Source organism: Stenotrophomonas sp. LARHCG68 (assembly GCF_052871705.1).
Genome location: NZ_JBIXJV010000002.1, coordinates 791539 through 811375, shown reverse-complemented (window position 1 = coordinate 811375; position 19837 = coordinate 791539). Strand labels below are relative to the sequence as shown.

At 67.9% G+C, this 19837-nt stretch carries 17 protein-coding genes; 7 read left to right on the top strand and 10 right to left on the bottom strand.

The features are described 5' to 3' along the window. Nucleotides 1-81: 81 nt before the first annotated feature. From recD to ACIPR8_RS10905, 8 genes are all read right to left on the bottom strand, one after another. Nucleotides 82-2103, bottom strand: a complete 2022-nt coding sequence (recD, locus tag ACIPR8_RS10940) for an exodeoxyribonuclease V subunit alpha (RefSeq protein ID WP_446541037.1) — start codon at nucleotides 2101-2103, stop codon at nucleotides 82-84. Beyond that, nucleotides 2100-5726 (bottom strand): exodeoxyribonuclease V subunit beta, encoded by a 3627-nt coding sequence (recB, locus tag ACIPR8_RS10935; protein ID WP_446541036.1) that lies wholly within the window; start codon nucleotides 5724-5726, stop codon nucleotides 2100-2102. Before recB ends, recD begins: the two co-directional genes overlap by 4 nt. Then, complete coding sequence (gene recC / locus ACIPR8_RS10930) at nucleotides 5723-9079, bottom strand: exodeoxyribonuclease V subunit gamma (RefSeq protein WP_446541035.1); 3357 nt, start codon at nucleotides 9077-9079, stop codon at nucleotides 5723-5725. Before recC ends, recB begins: the two co-directional genes overlap by 4 nt. A gap of 82 nt (nucleotides 9080-9161) precedes the next feature. After that, the gene (locus tag ACIPR8_RS10925; RefSeq protein WP_446541034.1) at nucleotides 9162-9656 is read right to left on the bottom strand and encodes a hypothetical protein; all 495 of its coding nucleotides are present in this window, start codon (nucleotides 9654-9656) and stop codon (nucleotides 9162-9164) included. Between the two features lie 89 nt (nucleotides 9657-9745). Continuing rightward, nucleotides 9746-10240, bottom strand: coding sequence for a hypothetical protein (locus ACIPR8_RS10920; protein ID WP_446541033.1), 495 nt, complete (start codon nucleotides 10238-10240; stop codon nucleotides 9746-9748). Next, a complete protein-coding gene (locus ACIPR8_RS10915; RefSeq protein ID WP_446541032.1) occupies nucleotides 10216-10620 on the bottom strand; it encodes a hypothetical protein in 405 nt (134 codons plus the stop codon). The genes ACIPR8_RS10920 and ACIPR8_RS10915 overlap by 25 nt, the downstream gene beginning before the upstream one ends. A gap of 27 nt (nucleotides 10621-10647) precedes the next feature. Further along, nucleotides 10648-11121 (bottom strand): hypothetical protein, encoded by a 474-nt coding sequence (locus tag ACIPR8_RS10910; RefSeq protein WP_446541031.1) that lies wholly within the window; start codon nucleotides 11119-11121, stop codon nucleotides 10648-10650. Continuing rightward, nucleotides 11115-12227 carry a PAAR domain-containing protein gene (locus ACIPR8_RS10905; protein WP_446541030.1) on the bottom strand — a complete coding sequence of 371 codons (1113 nt, stop codon included), beginning with the start codon at nucleotides 12225-12227 and terminating at the stop codon, nucleotides 11115-11117. The genes ACIPR8_RS10910 and ACIPR8_RS10905 overlap by 7 nt, the downstream gene beginning before the upstream one ends. A 328-nt stretch (nucleotides 12228-12555) precedes the next feature. Here ACIPR8_RS10905 and ACIPR8_RS10900 point away from each other — a divergent pair, with 328 nt between their 5' ends. From ACIPR8_RS10900 to ACIPR8_RS10875, 6 genes are all read left to right on the top strand, one after another. Further along, nucleotides 12556-13353, top strand: a complete 798-nt coding sequence (locus tag ACIPR8_RS10900; RefSeq protein ID WP_446541029.1) for an ABC transporter ATP-binding protein — start codon at nucleotides 12556-12558, stop codon at nucleotides 13351-13353. 181 nt (nucleotides 13354-13534) lie between these two features. After that, nucleotides 13535-14284: an MlaE family lipid ABC transporter permease subunit gene (locus tag ACIPR8_RS10895; RefSeq protein ID WP_132864083.1), complete on the top strand. Its 750-nt coding sequence runs from the start codon at nucleotides 13535-13537 to the stop codon at nucleotides 14282-14284. Between the two features lie 90 nt (nucleotides 14285-14374). Then, nucleotides 14375-14902 carry an outer membrane lipid asymmetry maintenance protein MlaD gene (gene mlaD / locus ACIPR8_RS10890; protein ID WP_132864082.1) on the top strand — a complete coding sequence of 176 codons (528 nt, stop codon included), beginning with the start codon at nucleotides 14375-14377 and terminating at the stop codon, nucleotides 14900-14902. Beyond that, nucleotides 14899-15567, top strand: coding sequence for an MlaC/ttg2D family ABC transporter substrate-binding protein (locus tag ACIPR8_RS10885; RefSeq protein WP_132864081.1), 669 nt, complete (start codon nucleotides 14899-14901; stop codon nucleotides 15565-15567). The genes mlaD and ACIPR8_RS10885 overlap by 4 nt, the downstream gene beginning before the upstream one ends. Further along, a complete protein-coding gene (locus ACIPR8_RS10880; protein WP_132864080.1) occupies nucleotides 15557-15865 on the top strand; it encodes an STAS domain-containing protein in 309 nt (102 codons plus the stop codon). The genes ACIPR8_RS10885 and ACIPR8_RS10880 overlap by 11 nt, the downstream gene beginning before the upstream one ends. 1 nt (nucleotide 15866) lies before the next feature. Further along, nucleotides 15867-16880, top strand: coding sequence for an MlaA family lipoprotein (locus ACIPR8_RS10875; protein WP_446541028.1), 1014 nt, complete (start codon nucleotides 15867-15869; stop codon nucleotides 16878-16880). 106 nt (nucleotides 16881-16986) lie between these two features. Here the strand turns inward: ACIPR8_RS10875 and ACIPR8_RS10870 are convergent, their stop codons facing one another. Both ACIPR8_RS10870 and rmuC read right to left on the bottom strand, forming a co-directional pair. Beyond that, nucleotides 16987-17532: a glutathione peroxidase gene (locus ACIPR8_RS10870; protein ID WP_132864078.1), complete on the bottom strand. Its 546-nt coding sequence runs from the start codon at nucleotides 17530-17532 to the stop codon at nucleotides 16987-16989. A 122-nt stretch (nucleotides 17533-17654) separates the two neighbouring features. Further along, on the bottom strand, nucleotides 17655-19196 hold the full coding sequence (gene rmuC / locus ACIPR8_RS10865; RefSeq protein ID WP_446541027.1) for a DNA recombination protein RmuC: 1542 nt from the start codon (nucleotides 19194-19196) through the stop codon (nucleotides 17655-17657). An 80-nt stretch (nucleotides 19197-19276) separates the two neighbouring features. On the opposite strand from rmuC, the gene ACIPR8_RS10860 reads away from it, so the two are divergent. After that, nucleotides 19277-19834, top strand: a complete 558-nt coding sequence (locus tag ACIPR8_RS10860; protein ID WP_446541026.1) for a nucleoside 2-deoxyribosyltransferase domain-containing protein — start codon at nucleotides 19277-19279, stop codon at nucleotides 19832-19834. Nucleotides 19835-19837: the final 3 nt, after the last annotated feature.

Genomic DNA, 19837 nt, shown 5'->3' with positions numbered 1-19837 from the left:
GGCTTGGCGGGAGCTTACCCCTCCCCGCCCTCCCCTGCGCCTTCGGCGCCAGGGAGGGGGCGGTTCATGCGGCCGGGTCGATCACGCTGGAGCAGCTCCGCCCAGCAACCGCTCCGCCAGGCCCGACCAGCGGCTGGCATGCCGGGCCAGGGCCGCCTCGATCACCTCGGCGCTGCCGGACAGGTGCAGCCCATGCCGGGCGCGGGTGATGCCGGTATACAGCAGCTCGCGGCTGAGCACGCGGTTGTCACGGCGTGGCAGCTGCAACCAGACCTGGTCGAACTCCGAGCCCTGCGCCTTGTGCACGGTCATCGCGAAGGCACTCTCGTGCGCCGGCAAGGCGGCCGGGTGGAAGGCGCGCGGCGAGGACGGATCGTCGCCGGGAAACCAGGCGGTGGTGCCACGGCTGCCGCCATCGCTCAGGCAGATGCCGATGTCGCCATTGAACAGGCGGTGGCGGTAGCTGTTCTCGGTGATGATCAACATCCGCCCGTGGAAGTAGCCGGGTCCGGCATTGCCGCGGCGGGACGCGCCGGCCAGGCGTTCCTCGATGCGCGCATTGAGGCCACGCGCGCCCTGCGGGCCTTCGCGCACCGCGGTGAGCAGGCGCAGGCGGCCGGTCAGGGCCAGGGCCTCGGCCGGACTGCTGGCGGTGGCCAGGGACTCCCAGTACTGCTGCAGCGGCCCCCGCCATGCCGCCAGCGGATCAACCTCGCCTTCATGGAAATGCACGCCGGCCAGGGTCTTCCCGCGCAGCAGCGCCAGCGCCTGTCCGGCATCGCCCTCGCGCATCGCGGTGGCCAGCGGTGCCAGCTGCAGGGCATCGCTCTGGCGATAACCGCGTTGCAGCTGCACGCGGGCACCGGCGAAGGCGTTCGGGGTGGTTTCGACGGCCTCGGTGGGCAGGCTGCCGAGCAGTGGCTGCAGCGCTTGCGCATCGGCCACGGCGATGCGCTGGCCGTCGCCGGCGGCGCGCAGGATGGCGCTGAGCACGTCGCCGGCTTCCACCGACGGCAGCTGGTCGGGATCACCCAGCAGTACCAGCCGGGTGCCGTCGGCCACCGCTTCGACCAGCTTGGTCATCAGCGGCAGGTCGATCATCGAGGCCTCATCGACCACCACCACCTCGTAGGGCAGCGGGTTGTCGGCGTGGTGGCGGAAACGCGGCGAATCCGGAATCACGCCGAGCAGGCGATGCAGGGTGGTGCCGGTGGTCGGCAACTGCTCGCACAAGGCGGCATCGACACCGGCACCGGGCAACACCTGCAGGGCGTTGCGCAGGCTTTCGGCCATGCGTTCGGCGGCGCGGCCGGTCGGGGCAGCCAGGGCTACGCGCGGCGCCGGCTTGCCCTCGGCCCGGGCCTGCGCGGCCAGCAGCACCAGAAGGCGGGTGATGGTGGTGGTCTTGCCGGTGCCCGGGCCGCCGGTGACCAGCAGCAGGTTGTGACGCAGGGCGACGGCGGCGGCGCGGGCCTGGAGGTTGCCGGCGAGGGGTTTGTTGCCCTCATCCGCCCTTCGGGCACCTTCTCCCGCCTGCGGGAGAAGGGAGGACTGACGCTCAACGTGCTGCGCTTGGCCCCCTCTCCCGCCTGCGGGAGAGGGCTGGGGTGAGGGCATCCCAAACAGTTCCCCCTGCGTTGCCACCAACGGCAGCACCTCGCCCGGGAACAACCGCGTGAACAGCGCCGCCACACCGCCCAGCGCCGCCAAGGGCGGGCGCACGCCACCGATCCGTTGCAGTCCCAGCGCCAGGCGCCGCTCGTACTCGCGGTAACGCCGCAGGTAGAGCAGGCCGTTCTCCCAGACCAGCAGCGACTGCGCGCTGGCCTCGCGCGCATCGGCCGTCGACACGATCCATGGCGAGGCCGCCAGCTGTGCGCTCCACTGCGCCGGGTCCGGCCACTCCACGCCCACGTCGACCAGCCGCTGCGGCTGGCGTGGGTCAAAGCCAGCATGGCCCTGCGATACCGCCAGCGATGCCAGCGCGGTGGCGGCCAGCACGGCGTCCGGCGTGTCCGGGTCCAGCCGGCGCAGGCTCTGCGCCAGTGCGTGGTCCAGCGCGCGCAGGGCACCGGCGTTGTTCAAGGCCTTGAGCAGGCTCATGCCTCGCCCTCCAAGCGCGCCAACAGCGCCGCATGGCTTTCGCGGCCACCGGCAAACAGTTCATCCACCGCATGCACCAGTTCCGGCGCGAAACGGTGCGCGTACAACCCCGGCGACGGCGTGCGGCTGGCGTCCAGGCCGCGGCAGAACAGGTAGCGGATGCCGCCGAAGTCGCGCGCGTAGTCGTAACCGGCACCGATGCGGAACCGCAGCCAACGGTGCAGGGCCACGGTGTAGATCAGCGCCTGCAGGTCGTACTCGCTGTGCTGCATCGCCGCTTCCAGCTGCGAGGGCGCGTAGTCCGGCAACCGGTTGGATTTGTAGTCCAGCACGTACCAGCGTCCGTCGCGGACGTAGGTCAAGTCGATCTTGCCGGTCATCAGCCCTTCCAGTTGGCGGCGCAGGCCAAAGCCGTGGCGGTCACGCACCACGCCGTGCACATGCAGCACCCGCAGCAGGGCCGGCACGGTGGTGGCCTGCATGGCGAAGTGGAACTCGATCTCGGCGCTGTACGTACCCACGGCCAGCGAGTGCAGCGCGCCGCCCTCGGGCAAGGTCACGGTCAGGGTCTGGCCGATCAAGCCGGTCAGCAGGCTGACGCCGTCGGCGATGTCCTGCTCCACGTAGCCGTCGTCGCGCAGGGCCTTGGCAATGATCGCGTCCTGTCCGTCCGGCGCAGCCTCACCCGCCTGCCAGTGATGCCAGGCGGCGAAGTCCACGTTCTCCAGCGCGGCATGCAGCACGTTGCCGAAACGACTGCCGGCAAAGCGGGGGTCGAACACCTCGGCCGGCGTATCGACCACGGCCGGCTCGGCCTCCACGTCCACCTGTGCCGGTTCGTCGGAGGCGCCGCCCTTGTCCTCGGTGGCCGCGGCGGAGGTGTCCTGCCCGCCGTCGGCATGCGCCAGCTGGGTGAAGCTGTACACCCACCAGTCGTGCGGCACCACGCGCTGCACCGCGCGCACCGGCGGCAACGCCTGCTCGCGCTCGGCGGGCAGCCGCGGCGGCAGGCTGTGCGGGCCACCATCGACGATGTGGATATCCGCGTGCGCGGCCAGCGCGGCCATGTCCTGCAGCATCGGGCCCAGCCGCGAGGACGCCAGGCCGGTCAGTGCGCCACCGGTTATCCACAGGGCGTGCTCGGCGCGGGTCAGGCCGACGTACAGCAGGCGTGCGGTTTCGGCTTCCTCCTCGGCGCTGACCTGCTGGCCGACGGCTTTCCACTGCGGGTCTTCCTTGTCGATCTTCCAATGCAGCACGCGCTGTGCACCGTCGTGCACGGTGCGGTGGTTGGACGTATCCGGTGCGTTGGTCGCGATGCCGACGAACGGCAGGTAGACCAGCGGGTACTCCAGGCCCTTGCTCTTGTGCAGGGTGATGATCTGCACCCGGCGCGCGTCCGATTCCAGCCGCAGCAACTGGGTCTCGTCGCTTTCATCGGCGTGCGCCATGCGCGTCTGCAGCCAGTCGAGCAGGCCATGCAGGCCGATGCTGCGGTTGCTGGCTTCCTGCAGCTGTTCGCCCAGCTGCAGGTAATTGGTCAGGCGGCGCTCGCCATCGACCAGCGCCAGCAGGCGTTCGGCCTGCTCGGCGGCAAGGTCGGACAGCAGTGCCAGCACGCCACCGCGCTGCCAACGCTCGCGCCATTGCAGCAGGCGTTCCTGGTGCGCGCGTTGGCGGTCGCCCTCGTGCTCCATCGCCGCGATCGCGGCGGCGTCCTCGCCCAGCAGCACGGTGGACAACGCCGCGCGCAGCCGGCCTTCGTCGGCCGGTTGCAGCAAGGCCAGCAACAGCAGCCGCACCTCGTGCGCCTCGGCACTGGAGAACAGGCTCTGCTTGCCTGCCGCCACCGCCGGGATGCCCACCGCCGCCAGGGCCTGCTGGATGCGCGCGGCCTCCTTGTGCGAACGCACCAGCACGGCGATGTCGCCGGGCTGCACCGGCGCGCCATCCACCTGCGCGCGGCCCTCGCGCGACGCACGCAATACCCTGTGGATATCACCGACGCAGGCCAGCGTGGCGGCCTCGCGGGCATCGTCGGCCTTGAGCGGCTTGCCGTCGGCATCGCCCTGGATCACGCACACGCTCAACGCCGGCGCGGGCGCACCATCGATCAGGTAGTCGGCATCGGTGCGCTTGCTGCCCGGCAGCACCGGTTCGAATTGGATGCGCTCATCGAGGAAGGCGGTACTGCCGGCGTTGTAGTACAGCGCCTGGATGGCACGCAGCACGCTGGGGCGCGAACGGAAGTTGCGGTCCAGCGCCGGTGCCGCCTCGGCCAATGCCTTGGCCTGCAGGTAGGTGTGCACGTCGCCGCCACGGAAACCGTAGATGGCCTGCTTGGGGTCGCCGATCAGGAACAACGCGGCCTCGCTGCCATCGCCGGGCGCGAACACGCTGCGGAAGATGTCCCACTGGCGCGGGTCGGTGTCCTGGAATTCGTCCACCAGCGCGAAGCGGTACTGCGCGCGCAGGCGCGCGGCCAGCACCGCGCCGTGTTCGCCCTGCAGGGCATGGGCGACGTTGTCGATCAGGTCGTCGTAGGTCTGCAGCCGGCGTTGCTGCTTGAACGTGCGCAAGCGCTGGCGGGCTTCGTCGCGCAGCTGGTGCAGCAACGCGATCGACTGCTGGCGCTGCCAGCGGGTGACCTGCGCCATTGCCTGCAGGTAGTCGGCAAGCAGCGGCTGCAACGGCGACACCGGCGTGCTGCCGGCCTTGGCCTTGTTGGTCTTGGCGGTGAGCGCCTCCAGCGTGAGCCGCTCCAGCCGTTCGTCGAGTTCAACCTCCGGGTCGGGATGGCGGCTCCACTGCTCCAGCTGCAGGAACACCGTGTTGACCCAGTCCGGCTTGTAGCTGGCCTTGTTGAGTACGCCGCCGTCCATGGCCTCGCGCAGCTGCTGCAGGTAGCTCGCTCCGTGTTCGATCAGGCCGGCGGCCAGGCGCTGCATGGCGGCATCGCGCAATGGGCGGGCGTCCTCGACCAGGCTGTCCGGTACCTCGGGCAGCAGCGGCAGCTCGCCGGCCAGCTTGTCCAGGTCGGCGGCCAGCGCATCGGGACTTTTCCACAGGCCCAGCAGGGCCTCCAGCTGCTCACCTTGGCCGGCATGGAGGCGCCACAGGTCGGCGGCCAGTTCGGCATGCAGTTCGCGGGTGTTGGCCAGCAGTTCCGGCGCGGCGAAGGTGTGCCCGCTTTCCAGCGCGTATTCGCCGAGCACGCGGGTGCAGAAGCCGTGGATGGTGAAGATCGCCGCCAGGTCGGTTTCCTCGGCGGCCGCGCGCAGGCGGCGGCCCAGCTGGGTCGCGCTCTCGCCGCCCTGGTCCAGGTGGCGTTGCAGGACGGCGTGGGTCAGCGCGGTTTCCGGGGTGTCGCTGGCGTCCGGCGCCACCCCGACCAGGCGCGCGGCCAGGTCCAGGCGTTCACGGATGCGCTTGCGCAGCTCCTGGGTGGCGGCATCGGTGAAGGTCACCGCCAGGATCTGGCCCATGCGCAGGCCGCGCTCGACCACCAGGCGGGTGAACAGCGTGGCCAGGGTGAAGGTCTTGCCGGTGCCGGCGCTGGCTTCGATCAGGCGTAGCCCGTCCAGCGGCAGGTCCAGGTAGGGGTCGTGTACGGCGGTGTTCATGCCGCACCTCCAGTGCGCCCGGCCGGGCCTGGTTCGGCCCGTACCCGGCCCTCGCGCAGGGCCGAAAATATCAACAGGCTGTTGTGGATAAATCTGTGAGTAGTGTCTTCGGCGGCGAACGGATCGCTGCCGCGCAGAGCCAGCCGCAGCGCTTCGCCGTCGCGTTCGCCCCAGCTGTAGTCGCCACCGTACCAGCGCGTGTGTGCAGACTTTTCGCGGTTTTCGGCAGCGGCGTTGTAGATCTCCCAACCGGTGTACGGGGCAAACAGCAGCGGCGCCTGCAGACCGTCGGAACGTAGCTGCAGCAAGGCTTTCAGGGCGTTTTGTGCCGCTTCCGGCGAGGGCGCCGGCAGGGCATGCGGGCCGTGCCCGTCCTGCCCGCCGTCGTGGAACTGCAGCAGCGGCAGGCCGGCACCGGCGGCATTGGCCAGCAACCAGTCCAGCCCCCCGCGCAGCACGTAGGCCACCCCGGGCGCACCGGCATGCAGGCGCACCAGCCCCTGTGGATGAATCTGGTTGACCCGCCCGTGCAGGCGCAGGCCATCGATCTCTACTTCGTACAGTTCCGAGCGCAACGGCTGGCCGTCGTACCAGGCCGCGAAGGCTTCGGCGCTGGGCCGGACCCGGCCGAGTACGCGCTTGAACTGCTGTTGGCCCAGCGCACCGGACGGCAACAGCGCGCGCGCACGCAGGCGCTGGTACAGCCCCTGTTCGCGGCCTTCCAACAAGGCGGTCAACACCTGCTGCTGCAGGGCCGAATGCTCGCGGCCACCGCCGGGGACGACCAGCGGCTCGGTGTCTTCGCTGTGGTCGATCTCGCCGGCCAGGCGCAGGCCCAGCCGCTGGCCGAGGAACTGCCCGGCCGGGTCGGACAGGAAGCGGCGCAGGCTGTCCAGCGACAAGGCATCGTCCTCCAGCGCGGCCGGCAACGGCGCGGCCTGCAGGCCGGTGAACCATGGCGCCAGCGCACGCCTGTTGCCACCGACCGCACCGGCGGCCGGGTGCCATTGCTGGCGATAGCTGAAGCGGCGCGGCTCCTCGCCGCCGAACGCGGTCGGCGCGAACGGCTGCAGCGGGTGGCGTACCACCAGCTGCCGGCGCACCGCGGCCGGGTCCTGGTGGTAGGCGGCGGCCGCGTCGATCAGTTCGCTGACCAGCACCGAGGGCTCGCGCACGCTGCCATCGCGCGCATCGGCACCCAGGTAGCTCAGGTAGAACACCTCCTGAGCGGAGGCGAACAGCTGCAGGAACAGGAAGCGGTCGTCCTCGCGCAGCGAGCGGTCGCCATGGCGGCGGCGCGTGGTGCCCAGCTCGGCGGTGAGCCGGCTCAGGCCCGCGGCCGGGTCGCGACGCGGGAAGTCGCCGTCGTTCAGGCCCAGCACGCAGATCACCCGGAACGGCAGCAGGCGCATCGGCACCATGCGGCCAAAGCTGATGCCGCCGGTCAGCAGCGGGGCGCGGGTATCGGCCTCGGACAGCACCGCGGCGAAATGCGCGCGCACCACCTCGGCCGGCACGCTGGCGGCGAAGCCGGCCGTGTCCGCGTCCTCGGCGAACTCGCTGACCAGCTTGCGCAGGCGGTCCAGCGCGCGCTGGGTGGACGGCTCGGCCGGGGGCTCGGGCAGCAGCGCCTGCAGCAGGCCGAGCAGGCGTTCGCGCCATTGCGCCGGGGTCAGCGCATCGGCCAACGTCTTCTGGTGGCGGGCCAGCACCCGCAGCAGGCGGATCAGCGCATCCAGTGCGGCCAACGCACCGCCTTCCAGTTCCGGCCACGGGGCGACGCCGCCGATGTCCTCGTCGCTGCCGCTGGCATGGCCGAGCAGCAGGCGGTCCAGCGCGAACTGCCAGGTGTAGGCATCGTCGCGCGGGGCCTGGTGCGGGTCCGCGCGATGCGCAGCGTGCAGGCCCCAGCGGGCACCGGCGGCCTGCAGCCAGGCGTGCAGGCGTTCGAAGGCGGCCGCGTCCAGCCCGGCGGCGGCGGCCAACGGCGCGCTGGCCAGCAGGTCGAGGATTTCATTGAGGCCGAAGCGCGACACCGGCAGGCCCAGCAACTGCACGAACACCTCGGCCAGCGGCTCGCCCTGCAGCGGGCTGGCATCGGCCAGCGCCCACGGGATGTGCTCGTCGCTGCCGCCGCGGCCACCGAACACCGATTCCAGGTACGGCACGTAGGGGTCGATGTCCGGCGCCAACACCGCGATCTCGCGCGGCTGCAGCGGCGGGTCGAAGCGCGGGTCCTCCAGTAGCGCGCGCAACTGGTCGTGCAGCACCTGCATCTCGCGCAGGCGGGTGTGGCAGGCATGCACCTGGATGCTGGGGTCGTCCACGCGCAGGCGCTCGCGCAGCGGCGGTTCGGGCAGCGCGCGGCGGTGGTACAGGTCGGCCTGCAGGCGGTGCAGCAGGCTGTCCCCCAGCCCACCGGCATCCAGGCCGGGGCCGGCCTCGCTTTCCGGATCGACGTAGGCGGCGATCTCGCCGGAGGGGTGCACCACCTCGTAACTGCCCAGTACCGCCATGAAGTCGCGGCCAGCCGCGCCCCAGGCCTGTAGCAGCGGGTTCTCGCCGGCCTGCGCGCCGAACGGATCGGCCTCGCCGCTGCGCAGCTTCTCGCCCAGCGTCTGCAGGTCGCCCCAGTACGAGCGGGTCGGCGTGGGCATATAGAAGTGCAACGTGCCGACCCGCGCCTGGGTGGCGATCACCCGCAGCACGTCCGGCGACACATTGAGCGTGGCGAAGGCGAACAGCCGCCCCGGCAGGCCCTGCGGCAACGGCTTTCCCTCGCCCTCGAAGCGGCGCAGGTAGTCGTCGATGCGGCGTGCGCGGTACTGGTGGCCCCCGGCGATGGCCCGCCACAGGATGGCCTGGGGATCGTTGGGCTCGCCGCCCTTCTCCCAGTCCAGCAGCCAGTCGCGGCGCCAGGCCTGGTACTTCTCGAATACCCCGCCCAGCTCGCCGGCCAACGCCCACGGCCGCAGCGGGTCGTCGCGGTCCAGGTAGGCGCGCAGCGCGGCCATCGGCGGCCGGGCCATCAGCGCCGGATCGGTCAACGCCGCGTACAGCCGCCAATGCAGGCCACTGGCGCCGAGGTCGTCGGCTTCACCACTGACGTTGGCGTTGAGCGCGCGCGCCACGAACTCGCCGGGCGTGAGGAACTCCAGGTTGGCGGCGATGCCGTACTCAGCCGCCAGCGTGGACTGCAGCCAACGCCGCATCGCCACCTGCGGGATCAGCACCGTGTCGGCGGCCAGCAGCGGCTGCCCGGGCGCAGGTTCGCGCAGGGCATGGGCCAGCAGCGAGGCCAGCACGTCCAGGGCATTGGAGTGATAGAGGCGGAAATCGGGTACGGCGGTCATCGCGCCATCTTGCCGTAGCCGAACTACTGCCCGCCAACATTATGTTGATCGACGCGCCGGCAGCACCCGATCCCCGATCCCATCAGCTGGAACCCACTGCCCCGACTACCCGCAGCCGGCTGCTCACCATGTCTGCGTCCTCTCCGCTCAAGCCGGGCGTCAGATTGATGGAGAATTCCAGGGAAACATCGACGGGGCGCAACGCGAATCGACTGATGTCTTGGGGCTTTACCGGGATCGAGAAGCGGATGGATTGGCCAGGGGCCAATACCTGCAACTGTTCGCGCAATGCCGCTGCAGCGAGCGTGGTTCGCAGCGACGTGGCTCTTTGCGTGTGGTTGTCATGGACCCTCACCGATGGCCCCCGCTGGCGGATGTACTCGACAGGCAGTGACACCGCCTTCTTCCCGGCATTGAACAGCTCGAGCTCCACCTCAACCATCCTTCCCGCGTACCGGCAGGGCCCAGGCTCAACGCACCGGACCCTCAACTCGATCTGCGAGAGGTCATCGCTTGCCTGGGCCGTAACCGTCCATAGCGACTGAACCAGCACCAGCACCATCAGGAAACGACGCACGTGACCTCCCTACCCCGCGCCAGACGCAATAGCGCTTGAACTTCCGGTTCAACGCATGCGCCTCATGCCGATGCGTTCAATCGCAGAAGCTATTGCGTCCCTGCGGCGACGATGCGCAATGGAGCCCGGATGAACTGCGATTCTGCATACGGCGATCGCGGCATCAGGTCAAAGACGAAGACCGCAGTGACGTCCACGGGACGAAGCGCGAAAGCGTCAATCTCATCCGGAGCCACCATCCACGGAATCTTGATTGATTTCCCGGGAGCGAGTTCCTGAATCTCATCGAAGAGATCCGACATGGGCGGCCCCATGCCCAGTCGTTTCTCCTTGCCCGAATGATTGTCAACAAGAATGACCCTCGGACCCTGCCCACGAAAGTACGCAATGGGCAATCCAATTGCGGTGCTTCCCGCATTGAACAGTTCGAGCTCCACCTCAATCATTTCGCCGGAGAATTGGCATGGGTTGCCTTCAACGCAACGAGCACGAAATTCGATCATGACACCTGGCTCCCCTCCAAAGGCGCTCGCCGGAAGCAAAAGAAGAAGAAAGATAGTTAGGAAGAACACGTAACGATGCATGACACCTCTCGGCCGATCTCTCGATTGAGGAGATCCTGAACCTCCAGCCCGATGTTCCACGCATGGCGAGGTTTCACCGTCGTGTTGTGGTGATCGGACATCAACGTTGCGTGGGGATCAGATTTCTCGCGGGAACTCCGGGTGACAACAACCTCCGGACTCACAATGCGATTGGGCATGAAGAACTTGATCGCTCTTTCCGGCTCATCCTTGTTCATGTATTCGTCGGGAAGTCCGAGCGCGTGCATGAATTCATGCAGGTGAACCCAGGCGTCGGTTTCTCCCGAAACATGGATCATGCTGCCGCTTACCTTTTCGCGGGGATATCTCCTGTGCAGCGGCATCACGTAGTCCTCGTCCCGCGACACGAATTCCACCACGTAGCGGATTGGAAAAATGGCAGCGGGCTATCTGCCGTCCTCGACAAGCAACTGAGTACTTACGAAATCCTTTGTGGACTGGGCTGTACCGGGCGCCAGATAGAACCTGAAAATCACAGTAATGCTCACTGGCCGCAATGCGAACCTGGATACGTGGTGACCGGGAATCGACCAGGGAATGCGGATCGACTGTCCGGATGCCAAAACTTCCATCCTGTTGAACAGGGAAGTCATTGGTGGTCCCATGCCCAACCTCCTCTCTTTGTAGGAGTGGTTGTCCACAAGGATTACTTTGGGCCCCTGCTTGCGGAAGTACTCCAAGGGTAGCGCCACATCCTTTTCCCCACCGTTGACAAGCTCAAGCTCCACGGCAATTGTCTCGCCAGTGAAACGACAGGGTTTCCCATTATGGCAATGAACATGCAATTGGATCATCGAATCGACCTCTCCACCCAAGACATGAATTGGAATCCAGAAAGAAATCATCGCCAGGATCAGCATGCAACGTCGCATATGACCCCTCGTCCGATTTCCCTACTCAACAGTTTCTGGACCTCCAATCCAATGTTCCAGGCGTGACGCGGCTTAAGCACCTCGTTGTGATGTACGGACATCAATGTTGCATCCGGGTCCGATTCGCTCCAGGAACTGCGAGTGGTAACTGTTTCTCGGCTTAACATGCGATTGGGCATGAAATATCTGATCGTCGTTGCGTCATCACCCGGATCCATGTACTCATCAGGCAGCCCCAAACAGTGCATAAATTCATGCAAATGCACCCATGCATCGGTATCGATGGATACGTAAATGATGTTGCCGATGACTTCCTCTCTCTCGTAACGATCGTGTAATCGCATTACATAGTCCTCGCCTGTCGTCACGAACTCGACCACATAGCGGATGGGATACGTTCGAGTACCGCATTTGTCATCCGTGATCTGCAGCGTGAATTTCTCATTCAGGCCTCGATCGATGCCATTCTTCAATCGCTCCTTGGCCGCTTCAACGTCCCCACTTGTAACCCGCCCCTGTGTAACCACCTTGATCTTCGCGGTGACCACGACGTCTCCACCGGACCTCAGTGGAACGTCGATGCGGAAGCTGGCGACAAGGTCGTATTCGTAACGCTCGTCGTCCGGCCCATGGGTTTCAAAGTAGCGGCCATCCGGGTTTTCCAGAACCTGTTGGCTGTGATCACTCACCCAGCATTGTTCGGACGGGAGCGTCTCAGCACCCGGATTGATCAACGGGGACGGCTTTGCCGATGGTGAGGCTGTGGGCCGAAGGCTGTCGGCGAAGGCAGTGGCGGGAGCCAACGCCCTCGCAGCACCGCCACCGCCGCCTTGACTGACATGCACCAATGGCTGCTTCCCGGCCAGCAGTACGCACCCACAGCTGGCCTTGTCCCCATTCCGTGCGACGGCCTGCCCGTCGATCAGGAGCGTGGGGTCACCGGTCACGATGGCGCCGGCGCCATGCCGGGTGCACAGGACCTTGTCGCCGACTCGCGCCACCGCGCGGCCGTCGATATCGGTGTGCGGCGAGCCGGACAGCACCGCGCCTCCGCGCTGCAGGGCATCGCCAACCACGATGAGCATCCGTGACATCGCCGCTCGGCCTCCCTGGCCGATCCTTCAGGGAAATCAGCGGCGGACCTTAGTGCAGGGATGCGGCGGGATGATCAGGGGCGGCGAGGTTGGCCCGGGATCACTGGCATGACAACGCGCGGGGCTGGCAACAGGGCAGTTCCACTTGCCGCGCGGCCCGGCGACCCCGTACGGATTGGGCCAACCGGCGGACACTGTGTTGCTGCTCCCGGGACTGCTCATCACCCATGGTTCGCCCGGCAGATGCGACAATACTGCACGGACCAGTTCGCTTTTGTTCAGCCGCGTCTGATAATCCTACAACGTTGTTTTTCCGTTAAAGGCCACCATGCCCTCGAACCCGCCACCCTTGGTGCAGTTGTCCAACGTACGCATCGACCGCGGCGGGCGCACGATCCTGCGCGACGTCTCGCTGCAGGTGCCGCGCGGCAGCATCACCGCGGTGCTGGGCCCGTCGGGCAGCGGCAAGTCGACGATGCTGGCGGCGCTGACCGGCGAGCTGCGTCCGGTAAGTGGCAACGTGCAGTTGTCCGGCCAGGACATCCCGCACGGCAACCGCGCCCTGCTGGAGATGCGCAAGAACGTCGGCGTGCTGCTGCAGGGCAACGGCCTGCTGACCGACCTGAGCGTGGCCGAGAACGTGGCGCTGCCGCTGCGCGCGCATACCCGGCTGCCGGAACCGGTGCTGCGTCGACTGGTGCAGATGAAGCTGCACGCGGTCGGCCTGCTGGCCGCTGCCGATGCCTGGCCGCGTGAGTTGTCCGGCGGCATGGCACGGCGCGTGGCGCTGGCCCGCGCGTTGGCACTGGACCCGCCGCTGATGATCTACGACGAGCCGCTGACCGGGCTGGACCCGATCGCCTCGGGCGTGATCATGAGCCTGATCCAGCGCCTCAACGACAGCCTCGGCCTGACCAGCATCATCGTCAGCCACCACGTCCACGAGACCCTGCCGATCAGCGACCAGGCGGTGGTGATCGCCAACGGCGGCATCGTGTTCTCCGGTACGCCGGACGAACTGCAGGCCAGCCAGGACCCGCTGGTGCGCCAGTTCCTGCACGGCCAGCCGGACGGCCCGATCCCGTTCGATGCGCCGGCGCGCAACTACGGCTTGGAGAACGCGTGATGGTGCCGATGCACGAAAAGCGTGATTCCTGCCCCCTCACCCGCATGGCGGGAGAGGGTTGGGGAGAGGGCGCTTCTGCGCGCAAGGCTGCTCCCCTCCGCCCTTCGGGCACCTCCCCCCGCAAGCGGGAGGAGAACAACAGCGGCTTCTGCACATCCAACACTTCAGGAGTCGCTCTCTAATGCCCTTCGCCTCCTCCATCCGCTCGCTCGGCCGCGCCGGCCTGTTCTCGCTGACCGTGCTGCGTGGTTCGCTGCCGACCCGTGACTTCCTGGCCGAGCTGACCCGCGAGATCTACAAGATCGGCGCACGTTCGCTGCCGATCATCGCCGTGGGCGGCGCGTTCGTCGGCCTGGTACTGACCCTGCAGGGCTATCGCACGCTCACCACCTTCGGTGCTTCCGATGCGCTGTCCACGCTGCTGGGCCTGTCGCTGTACCGCGAGCTGGCGCCGGTGCTGACCGCGCTGCTGTTCATTGGCCGCGCCGGCAGCTCGATCGCCGCCGAACTGGGCCTGATGCGTGCCACCGACCAGATCAAGGCGCTGGAGCTGATGGCCATCGACCCGGTCGCCAAGGCGGTGGCGCCGCGCTTCTGGGCGGCGGTGCTGACCGTGCCGCTGCTGACCGGCATCTTCTGCTCGCTGGCCATCACCGGTGGCTACTTCGAGGCGGTGCATGTGCTGGGCCAGGACAACGGCACGTTCTGGTCGGGGCTGCGTGGCAGCGTCGACTTCTGGGATGACTTCGCCGTGGCCCTGCTCAAGTCGGCGATCTTCGGCGGCACCGCGGCGCTGGTGGCGGCCTACGTCGGCTTCCACGCCGAGCCGACCATTGAAGGCACCTCGGTGGCGACCACCCGCGCGGTGGTCAACGCCTCGCTGCTGGTGCTGATGTTCAATTTCGTGCTGTCGGCACTGCTCTTCCAGTAATACCCACGTCCCGCGCCGGTCGCGTGGGAACAGAACCCGAACGGCTTCGCCGCGGCGAAGCACCAGATGGATCAGGAGTGAGATAACAACATGGCCATCCGTGGACCCAGACTCGAATTTTCCGTCGGCGCCTTCCTGCTGCTGGCCCTGGCCTCGCTGCTGGTGCTTGCCGTGGCATCGACCAACCAGCGCTTCGGCGTGGGCGGCGGTGACTACGTGCTCAAGGCCCGCTTCACCCAGATCGGCCAGCTGCGCAAGCAGGCGCCAGTGAAGGTCGGCGGCGTGACCATCGGCCAAGTGGCTGATATTCAGCTCGACCCGGTTAAATACGACTCCATCGTCACCCTGGCCCTGGACGGCAAGTTCAAGGATCTGCCCGCCGATACCTCGGCAGGCATCTTCACCAGTGGCCTGCTGGGCGAAAGCTACATCGGCCTGCAGCCCGGTGGAGACCCGGAACCGCTCAAGTCCGGTGACGAGATCGTCTTCACCCAGCCGGCGGTGGACCTGATCCAGCTGGTTGGCAAGTACATGTTCAGCGGTGGCGGCAATGCCGCCGGCGCCGAGACCCACGAAACCCCCGGCGCAGACGCGCCCGCAATGGAACCGCAACCATGAACGTGAAACTGCTCGGCGCCGTGCTTGCTTCGGCCCTGCTGGCCTCCACCCCGGCACTGGTCAGCGCGCAGGCGCGCCCGGCCGCCACCGCGGCCCAGCCGTCGCCGGCCGCACGCACCGTGCTGGATTCCAGCACCCGCATCATCGACACGCTGCAGTCCCGCCGCAGCGAGTTCCGCAGCAACCCGGCCGCCCTGCGCAGCTTCATCGACGGCGAGCTCAGCCGTGGCTTCGACCGCGACTACGCCGCCCGCCTGGTGCTGGGCGTGCACGGCCGCGGCGCGTCGGACGAGGACGTGAAGCTGTTCGCCGACGCCATGGCCGACAACCTGATGTCGCGCTACGGCTCGACCCTGCTCGACATCCAGGGCAAGCCGAGCTTCCGCTACAAGGGCGAAACCGCGCTGCCGGGCAACCGCGGCGTCAAGGTAACCACCGAACTGGTGCGCTCGGGCAGCGAGCCGACCCCGGTGGAGTACCTGATGCGCAACGTCGGCGGCCAGTGGAAGATCTTCGACGTGATGATCGAAGGCATCTCCTACGTGCAGACCTTCAAGAACCAGTTCGACGCCCCGCTGCGCCAGAAGTCGATCCGCCAGGTGGCCACCGAGCTGCGCAGCGGCAGCATCCAGGCCAACGCCGGCCCGGCTCCCCGTGGCAAGTAATGCCAGCGCCCGCATCGAGGGCGACACCCTGCACCTGGCAGGCGTGCTCGACCGCGCTGCGGTAACGGCGTTGTGGCCGCAGCTGGCGCGCGTGCCGGGCACGTTGCGCCAGCTCGACCTGCAGCTGCTGGAACGTGTCGACAGCGCCGGGCTGGCCGTGCTGGGCGAGCTCGCCGCACGCCTGCGCGCGCATGGGCCAGTGCAGGTCCTCGGTGCGCCGGCAGGGCTGGACGAACTGCGGGCAGCCTACCGGCTGTCCCCGTCACTCGATTTCAATGCGACCGCAGCAGGAAGCTGACATGAGCCTCATCCGCACCCTCCCCCTCCTTGCCTGCGTCATGCTGCTGGCCGCCTGTGCCGGCAAGCCGGCACGCGACAGCGCGCCGGCCTCCCGCCTGGTCGAACCGTCGCAGGCCATCGAACAGCCCGTGGCGGCCAATGACGTGCCGGCGGCGGCGGAAACCCCCGCCGTCGATACCGACACCTCCGGGCACGACACGCCACCGCCGGCCGCGGCCAGTGCGGGCACCGCCAGCGAAGAGGTGGCCCCCACCGCTGCCGAGGACGACTTCGCTGCGCTGTACGGCGGCCCGTCACCCGGCACCGGCGCGGAGGAAGCCACCGGCGCATCGCCGTCCTACGACCCGTGGGAGAAGTACAACCGCGGCGTGCACCGCTTCAACAATGCCGTCGACCGCAGCGTCGCCCGTCCGCTGGCCACCGCCTACACCAAGGTGGTGCCGCAGTTCGCGCGCACCGGCGTGACCAACTTCTTCAGCAACCTGCGCTCGCCGCTGACCATGGTCAACCAGCTGCTGCAGGGCCATGCCGATGACGCCTGGGACACGCTGGGCCGCTTCCTGATGAACAGCACCTTCGGCATCGGCGGCCTGTTCGACCCGGCCAGCAAGGCGATGGTGCCCAAGCGCAGCGAGGACTTCGGCCAGACCCTGGGCACCTGGGGCTGGCGCCAGTCGCGCTACGTGGAACTGCCGTTCTTCGGCCCGCGCACGGTGCGTGACGTGTTCGGCCTGGCCGGCGACATGCCGCTCTCGCCGATCCGCCAGATCGAGATGGACAAGGTCCGCATCGGCCTGCAGGGCCTGCAGCTGGTCGACACGCGTGCCCAGCTGATGGCGGTGGACTCGCTGCGTGACACCGCCGTCGACGAATACGCCCTGACCCGCGATGCATGGCTGCAGCGCCGCACGTACCAGATCGAGCGCGACCTGCGCCACAACCGCGGCGACGACGACGATGACCCGACCACGATCCCGGTCGATGCGATGCCAATGCCCGATTGGGGCAATTGATCGCCGCTGATGCCGCAAAAGAAAAAGCCCGGGGAAACCCGGGCTTTTTTTGTGCCGCTGGAACCCGTTACGCAGCAGGGCCGGGAGGCGATCCCGGCCCCACGCATCACGCCGCCAGGGCGGTATCGATGGCCGCCAGCAGCGCCGCGTTGTCAGCCGGGGTATCCGGCGAGAAACGGGCGACGACGCTGCCGTCCTTGCCGATCACGAACTTCTCGAAGTTCCACAGGATCGCCGGCGCGGCGTTGGTCGGGATGTCCAGGCTGGCCAGCTTCTCGCGCAGCGGGCCATCACCGGTGGCAACCGGCTGGGCCGCGGTCAGCTGCTGGTACAGCGGGTGGATGTCGGCGCCGGCCACGCTGATCTTGGAGAACATCGGGAAGCTGACGTCGTAGGTGAGCGCGCAGAACTGCTTGATCTCGTCCTCGCTGCCCGGCTCCTGGCCGTTGAAGTTGTTGGCCGGGAAACCCAGCACTTCCAGGCCGTCACCCTTCTTCTGGCGGTACAGCTTTTCCAGGCCTTCGTACTGCGGGGTGAGGCCGCACTTGGAGGCGGTGTTGACCACCAGCAGCACCTTGCCGCGGTAGTCGCCCAGCGTGGCCGGTGCGCCATCGATGGTGGTCAGCGCGGTGTCATACACGGAAGCAGTCATTGCGATTTCCTGCGGGGGTTGGGGAGGGCAAGCATAGCGGGCGTGGATGGCGCTGGCACGACATCGGGGTGCCCGTTACGCGCTGTTCCAGTGGTGCCGGTAATGCCCGGCGTCGCCTGCGATCAGGTTTCGTCGGCACCCGTGTCTTCGGCCTCATCCTCGCCGCCGAGATCGCCGAGCAGCGCCTGAGAGGCATCGGCCGACAGCGATTCCACGCCGCGCAGCTTGCGCTCGATGGTGCGGGTCTTGCGGCTGGCATCGCCCAGGCTCTTGCCGACCGTGTTGATCTGCTTCTCGGCCTTCTCCAGGATGCCGGCGAACTTGCCGAACTCGCCCTTGACCGCGCCCAGCAGGCTCCACACTTCGGAAGAACGCTGCTCGATGGCCAGCGTGCGGAAGCCCATCTGCAGGCTGTTGAGCAGCGCGGTGACCGTGGTCGGGCCGGCGATCACCACGCGGTGCTCGCGCTGCAGCGCGTCGACCAGGCCCGGCCGGCGGATGGTTTCGGCATACAGGCCTTCGGTCGGCAGGAACATCACCGCGAAGTCGGTGGTGTGCGGCGGCACGATGTACTTCTCGCTGATCGACCTGGCCTGCACGCGGATGGCCCGTTCGAGCTGGTTGCCGCTGCCACGTACCGCCTCCAGGTCACCGGCTTCCTGCGCATCGAGCAGGCGTTCGTAGTCCTCGCGCGGGAACTTGGAGTCGATCGGCAGCCATACCGGCGCCTGGTCGTTGCCGCGGCCGGGCAGGCGCACCGCGAAGTCGACCATCTCGCCGCTGTCCGGGCGCACCTTCACCCCGCGCGCGTACTGCTCGGCGGTCAGGGTCTGCTCCAGGATGTTGTCCAGCTGCACTTCACCCCAGCCGCCGCGGTTCTTGACGTTGCTCAGCACGCGCTTGAGGTCGCCCACGCCGGTGGCCAGCTGCTGCATCTCGCCGAGCCCGCGCTGCACCTGCTCCAGCCGCTCGGACACCAGCTTGAAGGACGAATCCAGGCGCGTGTTGAGCGTGCTCTGCAACTTCTCGTCCACGGTCTGGCGCATCTGCTCGAGCCGGGTGGCGTTGTCGCCCTGCAGGTCCTTCAGGCGCGCTTCCAGCGTCTGCCGCATCTCGTTGATGCCGGTCTCGTTGCGCTGGGTCAGCTCGACCAGGCGCTGGCCGAGCAGTTCACCGAAGCGCTGCTGCAGCTGCACGCCTTCCTCGCGGCCCTTGCGGGTGTCTTCCACCAGCGCCTGCTGCAGGCCGGCCAGCTGGCGCGCGAACACGTCCATGCGCCCCTGCTGCTGTTGGCCGAAGGCATCAAGCTGGTCGCGTACTTCCTGCAGGCGCGCGCCGAGCAGCTGCGCCAGCTGCTGCTGCAGCACGTTGTTTTCCTCGCGGCCCTTGCGTGCGTCGTCGTTGAGGCTGTCGCGCAGCAGGTCCAGGCGCTGGTCGGTGCGGGTGGACAGGTCGGTGAGGTTGCGGCCGAAGCCGTCCATGCGCGCGTCCTGCTGGCGGGTCATCGCCTCCAGCTGCTCGCGCAGTTCGCCGCGGCCGATGCGTTGCTCCTCGCGCAGCGCATTCTCCAGCGTGGCATTGTCGGCGCGGCGGAACAGCAGCACCAGCTGCAGCACGAGGACGACCAGCACCAGGGCCGCCAGGATCAGGGTTTCGGTTTGCATGCATGCAAGTGTAGCCCCGTCGATCTCACCGCCTGCGCCGCATCTGCGATCATGTAGGCCCCCTGCATCACCCATTTCCCATGAAGCCGTCGCTTTCCCTGCTGCTCGGCCTGGCCTGCCTGGCGCCCTTGCCGGTACCGGCCGCGCCCTCGCAGACCGTCACCTCGCCCCACGCACTGCCCGCCCACGACACCCGTCCCAAGGTGTTCCTGGCCGGCAGCATCGAGATGGGCAAGGCCGGCGACTGGCAGCAGCAGGTGCAGCAGGCACTGGCCGACGAAGGCGTGCTGATGCTCAACCCGCGCCGCGCCGACTGGAACCCGGCCTGGCGCCCGGAAGCGGATGAACCCGAGTTCCGCCGCCAGGTGGAATGGGAGCTGGCCGCGCTGGAACAGGCCGACATCGTGCTGATGTACTTCACGCCGGGCACGCAGAGCCCGATCACGCTGCTGGAGTTCGGGCTGTACGCGCGCTCGGGCAAGCTGCTGGTCGCCGCACCGGCCGGCTTCTGGCGCAAGGGCAATCTGGACATCACCGGTGACCGCTACGGCGTGCCGCGCCATGACGACCTGCCGGCGCTGATCACCGCGGTGAAGCAGCGCCTGGCCGCACAGCGCGCGGCCCAGCCCGGGACCTGAGCC

Coding starts and splice junctions, on each gene's coding strand:
- recD (WP_446541037.1), bottom strand. CDS start 2,103: ATGAGCCTGCTCAAGGCCTTGAACAACGCCGGTGCCCTGCGCGCGCTG.
- recB (WP_446541036.1), bottom strand. CDS start 5,726: ATGAACACCGCCGTACACGACCCCTACCTGGACCTGCCGCTGGACGGG.
- recC (WP_446541035.1), bottom strand. CDS start 9,079: ATGACCGCCGTACCCGATTTCCGCCTCTATCACTCCAATGCCCTGGAC.
- ACIPR8_RS10920 (WP_446541033.1), bottom strand. CDS start 10,240: ATGCATCGTTACGTGTTCTTCCTAACTATCTTTCTTCTTCTTTTGCTT.
- ACIPR8_RS10910 (WP_446541031.1), bottom strand. CDS start 11,121: ATGCTGATCCTGGCGATGATTTCTTTCTGGATTCCAATTCATGTCTTG.
- ACIPR8_RS10905 (WP_446541030.1), bottom strand. CDS start 12,227: ATGTCACGGATGCTCATCGTGGTTGGCGATGCCCTGCAGCGCGGAGGC.
- ACIPR8_RS10900 (WP_446541029.1), top strand. CDS start 12,556: ATGCCCTCGAACCCGCCACCCTTGGTGCAGTTGTCCAACGTACGCATC.
- ACIPR8_RS10895 (WP_132864083.1), top strand. CDS start 13,535: ATGCCCTTCGCCTCCTCCATCCGCTCGCTCGGCCGCGCCGGCCTGTTC.
- mlaD (WP_132864082.1), top strand. CDS start 14,375: ATGGCCATCCGTGGACCCAGACTCGAATTTTCCGTCGGCGCCTTCCTG.
- ACIPR8_RS10885 (WP_132864081.1), top strand. CDS start 14,899: ATGAACGTGAAACTGCTCGGCGCCGTGCTTGCTTCGGCCCTGCTGGCC.
- ACIPR8_RS10875 (WP_446541028.1), top strand. CDS start 15,867: ATGAGCCTCATCCGCACCCTCCCCCTCCTTGCCTGCGTCATGCTGCTG.
- ACIPR8_RS10870 (WP_132864078.1), bottom strand. CDS start 17,532: ATGACTGCTTCCGTGTATGACACCGCGCTGACCACCATCGATGGCGCA.
- rmuC (WP_446541027.1), bottom strand. CDS start 19,196: ATGCAAACCGAAACCCTGATCCTGGCGGCCCTGGTGCTGGTCGTCCTC.
- ACIPR8_RS10860 (WP_446541026.1), top strand. CDS start 19,277: ATGAAGCCGTCGCTTTCCCTGCTGCTCGGCCTGGCCTGCCTGGCGCCC.